The sequence below is a fragment of the Tepidiphilus thermophilus genome, assembly GCF_001418245.1.
Lineage (GTDB): Bacteria > Pseudomonadota > Gammaproteobacteria > Burkholderiales > Rhodocyclaceae > Tepidiphilus > Tepidiphilus succinatimandens.
In genome coordinates this window covers 81,270-87,435 of sequence record NZ_LIPU01000008.1, presented here as the reverse complement: position 1 = coordinate 87,435, position 6,166 = coordinate 81,270, and the positions used below count along the sequence as shown (strand labels likewise).

Annotated in this window: 6 protein-coding genes; 2 read left to right on the top strand and 4 right to left on the bottom strand. The window is 67.7% G+C overall.

Going from position 1 to position 6,166, the window contains the following annotated elements; all coding sequences use genetic code 11:
• Nucleotides 1–276, bottom strand: a 276-nt coding sequence (locus ASC37_RS07860) for a transposase (protein WP_141654659.1), incomplete at its 3' end; no start/stop codon positions are given.
• A gap of 86 nt (nt 277–362) precedes the next feature.
• Here ASC37_RS07860 and ASC37_RS07855 point away from each other — a divergent pair.
• Nucleotides 363–662: a nucleotidyltransferase domain-containing protein gene (locus ASC37_RS07855; protein WP_072247953.1), complete on the top strand. Its 300-nt coding sequence runs from the start codon at nt 363–365 to the stop codon at nt 660–662.
• Nucleotides 659–1,123 (top strand): hypothetical protein, encoded by a 465-nt coding sequence (locus tag ASC37_RS07850; protein ID WP_055423846.1) that lies wholly within the window; start codon nt 659–661, stop codon nt 1,121–1,123. Before ASC37_RS07855 ends, ASC37_RS07850 begins: the two co-directional genes overlap by 4 nt.
• Here ASC37_RS07850 and ASC37_RS07845 read toward each other — a convergent pair.
• From ASC37_RS07845 to ASC37_RS07835, 3 genes are read right to left on the bottom strand one after another with little or no spacing between them, the layout of a single operon-like run.
• Nucleotides 1,120–3,579, bottom strand: a complete 2,460-nt coding sequence (locus ASC37_RS07845) for a Lon protease family protein (protein WP_055423845.1) — start codon at nt 3,577–3,579, stop codon at nt 1,120–1,122. The genes ASC37_RS07850 and ASC37_RS07845 overlap by 4 nt on opposite strands.
• Before the next feature lie 9 nt (nt 3,580–3,588).
• The gene (locus ASC37_RS07840) at nt 3,589–4,896 is read right to left on the bottom strand and encodes a homoserine dehydrogenase (RefSeq protein ID WP_055423854.1); all 1,308 of its coding nucleotides are present in this window, start codon (nt 4,894–4,896) and stop codon (nt 3,589–3,591) included.
• Nucleotides 4,897–4,905: 9 nt separating this feature from the next.
• Nucleotides 4,906–6,159 carry a pyridoxal phosphate-dependent aminotransferase gene (locus ASC37_RS07835; protein ID WP_055423853.1) on the bottom strand — a complete coding sequence of 418 codons (1,254 nt, stop codon included), beginning with the start codon at nt 6,157–6,159 and terminating at the stop codon, nt 4,906–4,908.
• Nucleotides 6,160–6,166 lie beyond the last annotated feature (7 nt).

Genomic DNA, 6,166 nt, shown 5'->3' with positions numbered 1-6,166 from the left:
CCATTGCTCGAGCGTCTGGGGATACACGCCATGCTCGCGGCACCAGGCCCCTTTGCTCGCCTCGTCCATCGCGGCGGTCGAGAGCACCGCTTCGAATCGGGCCCCCGCACTCCAGCCCCGCTCGCCAACGGGCTGGGAGAGCGCCTCGGCTCGCCAGCGCGCTAGCGTCGCAGCTGAAATGCTCAGCTCTCGCGCCAGCGTCTGCACCGCGACACTTTCTGGCGGCAACAGCCGTGCAACCGCCCTGTCCTTGAAGGACTGTCCGTATCTGGCCACTTCGTTCTTCCTTTGTCGCCCTCTGGTTTCAGGATCTATCGAGACGACAACTATTCTGGCACAGAGGGGCTGCTATCATTCGTGACATGCGACTCACTCCCGCCCAAATCGAGCGTATCCGTTCCGTCGTCGCCGATCTGGCTGGAGCGCAGGCCACCGTGCGGCTCTTCGGCTCCCGGCTGGACGACTCGGCGCACGGCGGCGATGTCGATCTGCTCGTCGAAGTCGTAGAGCCGGTCGCCGAACCGGCCCTACTCGCCGCCCGCATCGCGGGCCGGGTAAGCCGCCTGCTCGATGGCCGCAAGGTGGACGTCGTGCTCGCTGCACCGAACCTGAAAGAGCTCCCGATCCATCACGTCGCCCGCCGCGCAGGAATCGTTCTGTGATCGCCGATCATCGCGCCGCCGAGCGTCTGCAGCAGTTGCTGCAACTGGCCGAACGCGAGCTCGCCCATCTCCTCCTCACCGACCGGCGTCTCTTTTCCGAACCTTTTACCCCTGTCCGAGCAGTGGAACTCGAAAGGGATCCGGACCTCGCCGAACGCGTCGATGCATTCGTCGCCCGATTCGGGCGCCTACAAGATACGCTGGGCGACAAAGCTCTGCCCACTTATCTCGTCGCGCACGGAGAGCGCATCGCCACCTTCATCGACAACCTCGACCGCGCCGAACGACTCGGGTTGATCCGCGATGCCCAACAGTGGATGGACATGCGCAAATTGCGCAATCTCATGATTCGCGAATACGTCGAGGATCCGGCAGTGCTCGCCTCGGCGCTGCAAGCCGCCCACGCCTTCGTGGCCGAGCTCGCCGCCGTCGTCGAACGCCTGCGCTCGGCCGCATCCTAATCTCTTTCCTCTTTCCCCTGCCGGCGCCAACGCCTGCGCAGCGGCGTTCCCTCGCCGGCGGCGGCATGGATCTCGGCCATGCGGCGCAGCTGCGCCGCGACTGCCTCGTTCACCGTGCGTGCTCGCCCGGTGGGAATGCGCCCGTCGGGTGCACCGGCGGGGAGGCCGGTGAGCAGGGCCATCGCCTCGTCCACCGTCTCCACCGTCCAGATCGAGAAACGGCCCGCCCGGACGGCCTCGACCACTTCCTCGCGCAGCATCAGATGGCGCACGTTGCCCCGGGGGATGATCACCCCCTGCTCGCCGGTGAGTCTCCGGCGGGCGCACAGGGCGAAGAACCCTTCGATCTTCTCGTTCACGCCGCCGATCACCTGCACCTCGCCAAACTGATTGACCGAGCCGGTCACCGCGATTCCCTGGGCGAGCGGCAGGCCGGAGATGGCCGACAGCAGGGCGCACAGCTCCGCGAGCGAAGCCGAATCGCCCTCGACGAAGGCGTAGGATTGCTCCATCACCAGGCTCGCCGACAGCGACAGCGGCTGATGGCGGCCGAAGCGCCCGGCAAGGAAAGACGCGAGGATCATCACCCCCTTGGAGTGGATGGCCCCGCCGAGCTCGGTCTCGCGTTCGATGTCGACGACCTCGCCCTCGCCGCCCAGGCGCACCGTGGCGGTGATGCGCACCGGATAGCCGTAGCTCTGATGCGCGACGTCGACCACCACCAGGCCATTGATCTGCCCGGCACGCGCGCCCTCGGTAGTGATGAGCAACTCCCCCTCGAGCATCGCCTCGATCGTCTCCTCGGCGTGGCGCGCAAGGCGCCGCTCGCGCGCGCGGACTGCCGCGCATACGTGCGCCGCTCCAATCTCGTGCGCCCCCTCGGCGTGCGCCAAGGCGTCCGCCTCCCGCAGCAGATCCACCAGGGTTCGGGTACGCAAGGTCAGCCGATGGGCGTGTTCGGCCTCGCGGGCGGCCTGATCGAGCACGGCCGCGAGTGCCGCGGCCGAAGGTGGCCGCAAGGCGTTCTCCCGCGCCAGATGCAGCAGCAAGCGCGCCAGTCCCGCCTCGGCCTCGGGCGTGCGCGGCACGTCGTCGGCCGCCTCGGCCGGGATCTTGAAGAGATCCTGGAAGTCGTCGTCCAGATCGAACAAGGTATGGAAGGTATCGGCCGAACCGATGAGTATCACCTTGAGCGGGCAGTCGATCGGCTCGGGTTCCAGCATGCGCACGCTGCCCCAGCCGGCCGCCTCGGGCGGCGGCTCGATGCGCACCTCGCGCCGCTGCAGGGCTCGTTTCAAGGCGTCCCAGGCCGCCGGCTGGGCGAGCAGACGCTCGGCATCGAGCAGGAGGAACCCGCCGCGCGCCCGCGCGAGCGCCCCGGCGCGGATCAGCTGGAAATGCGTGATGCGCTCGCCGAGCTGCTGCAGCGTCTCGACCCAGCCCACGAGGTTGGCATAGCTCGGGTTGTCTTCGAACACCACCGGCGCACCCTCACCGGCCTCGTGCGCCACCAGCACGTGGATCTGGTAGCGGATGAGCGGAGAAAACGCCGGATTGCGTCCGCCCTCTTCCTCGTCCTCCAGCCACTCGCGCTCACCGTCGAGGATGTCCTGCTCGATCTCGTCGAGCAGGCCGATCACCGCGGACAAACCGGCGTATTTCTCCCGCAAAGGGGTGAGCAGGTGCCGCACCACCGGTTCGAGCGCCTCGCGCTCGGCGCGCCGGATCGCGGCATAGAGCGCTTCGCGCCAGGCGGGGAATTCGTCGAGCACTTCCACGAGGCGCTGGCGCCAGCGCTCCACTGCCTGTTCGATGCGCGCCTTCTCCTTGGCCGGCAGGGCTTCGTAGCGCTCCGGTTCGAGCGGCTCGCCCGCCTCGTCCACGGGGACGAAGGCCCAACCATCGCCGGTCTGCAGCAACTTGAGCCGATCCTCGGCGCACGCCTGCACGATCGCCTCGATCGCCCGGCTCTCGCGCTCCTTGTGCGCCGACTCCAGCGCCTCGATCCGTTCCTGATGGGCTTTCGCCTCGAAGGCCGCGTTCACCGCCGGTTCGAGCTGGCGCGTGAAATTCTGCAAGTCGTCGGAGAGCACGCGCGCCGTGCCCGCGGGCAACTTGAGCAGGCGCGGGCGCTGCGGGTCGGAGAAATCATAGCGGTAGGCGAGGTCTTCCGGCGCCGGTAGGCGGCGGGCCGTCTCCCCGATGTGATGCAGCGCGATCGCGTGTCGCCCCGTGCCCGGCAGACCGAAGAGGAACACGTGATAGCCACCCACGTGATTCATCGCCAGAGCGAAGCGCAGCGCTTCCTCGGCCCGCTCTTGCCCCAGCCCCACGGGCACCGTCTCGCCCGGCTCGGCCAGCACCGCCGCGATCGCGGCCGGATCCGTGACCCGGCGCAAAGACTCGGCCGGCAGGCGATGGCGCGCCCGCGGCATTTCCCCGTCGAATTCGTCCATCGCGCGCCGTCAGTCCGCCAGCGGTTCGATGCGCAGCCGCGTGACGGCCCCCTGCACCGCCGGCAGCGTTTCGATCGCCGCGATCGCCCGGTTCATCGCTGCCTCGCACGCCTCGTGCGTGGTCATCACGATCTCCGCCCGGCCGCAGGCCGGCGCCTTCTGGATCATGGCCGCGATGGAGATCTCCTCGGCAGCGAGCACGCGGGTGATCTCCGCGAGCACCCCGGGCCGGTCGGCCACCGCGAGCCGCAGATAGGAAGCGGTACGGCACTCCTCGATGGGCAGCGCCGCCACTTCGCGCACCTGATCGGGCTGGAAGGCGAGGTGCGGCACCCGGTGTTCGGGATCGGCCGTGTGCAGCCGCGTGACGTCGACCAGATCGGCGATCACCGCACTCGCGGTGGGCTCCGCCCCTGCCCCTTTGCCGTAGAACATCGTCTGCCCCACCGCGTCGCCCTTGACCAGGACCGCGTTCATGGCGCCGTTGACGTTGGCGAGAAGGTGATCGGCCGGCACCAGGGTGGGATGCACCCTCAGCTCGAATCCGCCTTCGCGGCGCTTGGCGATCCCCAGCAGTTTCAGACGATAGCCGAGCTCCTCGGCATAGGCCACGTCGCGCGGCTCGATCCGGGTGATCCCCTCCACGTAGGCGCGCTCGAACTGGATCGGCACGCCGAAGGCGATCGAGGCCATGAGCGTGGCCTTGTGCGCCGCGTCGATTCCTTCCACATCGAATGTGGGATCGGCCTCGGCGTAGCCGAGCTGCTGCGCCTCAGTGAGCGCCTGGGCAAAGGTCACGCCGCGCTCGCGCATCTGCGTGAGGATGTAATTGGTGGTGCCGTTGATGATACCGGCCACCCACTCGATGCGGTTGGCGGTGAGGCCCTCGCGCAGCGCCTTGATGATGGGGATGCCGCCGGCCACCGCCGCCTCGAACGCCACCATCACGCCCCTCTCCTGGGCCCGGGCGAAGATCTCGTTGCCGTGCACGGCAAGGAGCGCCTTGTTGGCGGTGACCACGTGCTTGCCCGCCTCGATCGCCGCGAGCACGAGCTCCCTGGCGAGGGTGTAGCCGCCGATGAGTTCGACCACGATGTCGATGTCCGGCGCGCGCACCACGGCGAAGGCATCGTCCGTCACCTCCGCCGCCCCGGCGGTGAGCGCCCGGGCGCGCTCCACGTCGCGGTCGGCCACCCGCGTGATGCGGATCGGCCGCCCGGCACGGCGCGTGATCTCCTCGGCGTTGCGCTGCAGCACGCGCCACGTCCCGCCACCGACGGTCCCGATCCCCAACAGCCCCACCTGCATCGCCTTCATCGTCATTTGTCATTTATCCTTTTTCGCTGAACCCATCACCACCTGATGCCGTCGCCGGTAGCGCTCCAGAAAGCGCTCGATGCGCCCGATCGACTCGTGCAGATCGTCGACGTGCGGCAGGAATACGATGCGGAAATGATCCGGTTGCGGCCAGTTGAACCCCGTGCCCTGCACCAGCAGCACCTTTTCCTCCTCCAGCAACTGGAGGATGAACTCCTGATCGTCGGCGATCGGATACACCTTCGGGTCCAGCCGCGGGAACATGTAGAGCGTCGCCTTGGCCTTGACCACCGACACGCCGGGAATCCGGCTCAAGAGCGCATGCGCCGTGTCGCGCTGGCGCGTGAGCCGCCCCTGCGGCGCCACCAGATCCTGGATGCTCTGATACCCGCCCAAGGCGGTCTGGATCGCCATCTGCCCCGGCACGTTGGAGCACAGACGCATCGAGGCGAGCATGTTGAGCCCCTCGATGTAATCGGCCGCGTGCCGCTTCTCGCCCGAAATCACCATCCAGCCGGCGCGATAGCCGCAGGCGCGGTAGTTCTTCGAAAGGCCGTTCATCGTGATGAAGAGCACGTCGTCGGCGAGCGAGGCGATCGAAATGTGCGTGTTGCCGTCGTAGAGCATCTTGTCGTAGATCTCGTCGGCGAACACGATCAGCTGATGCTCGCGCGCGATCTGCACGATCCCCTCCAGGATCTCGCGCGGGTAGAGCGCGCCGGTGGGGTTGTTTGGATTGATGACCACGATCGCCTTGGTATGCGGCGAGACCTTCTTGCGGATGTCGGCCAGATCCGGCAGCCAGTCGGATGCCTCGTCGCACAGGTAATGCCGCGGCTTGCCGCCCGCCAGGCTCACCGCCGCCGTCCACAGCGGATAATCGGGCGAGGGCACCAGCACCTCGTCGCCGTGCTCGAGCAGCGCCTGCAGGCTCATCACGATGAGCTCGGAGACGCCGTTGCCCAGGATCACGTCCTCCACGTCCACCCCGGCGATCCCCTTCTGCTGCGTGTAGTGCACCACCGCCTTGCGCGCCGAGAAGAGCCCCTTGGAATCGGAATAGCCCCCTGCCTCGCGCAGGTTGCGGATCACGTCGACCACGATCTCCTCGGGCGGCTCGAAACCGAAGGGCGCGAGGTTGCCGATGTTGAGCTTGATGATCTTGTGGCCGTCTTCCTCCATCTGCTTGGCGCGCGCCAGCACCGGCCCGCGGATGTCATAGCAGACGTCGTCGAGCTTGGACGATTTCAGGATACGGCGCAAAGACGGC

Excerpts from the sequence above, each read along its gene's own strand:
- ASC37_RS07840 (WP_055423854.1), bottom strand. The coding sequence starts at position 4,896 with ATGAAGGCGATGCAGGTGGGGCTGTTGGGGATCGGGACCGTCGGTGGC.
- ASC37_RS07845 (WP_055423845.1), bottom strand. The coding sequence starts at position 3,579 with ATGGACGAATTCGACGGGGAAATGCCGCGGGCGCGCCATCGCCTGCCG.
- ASC37_RS07855 (WP_072247953.1), top strand. The coding sequence starts at position 363 with ATGCGACTCACTCCCGCCCAAATCGAGCGTATCCGTTCCGTCGTCGCC.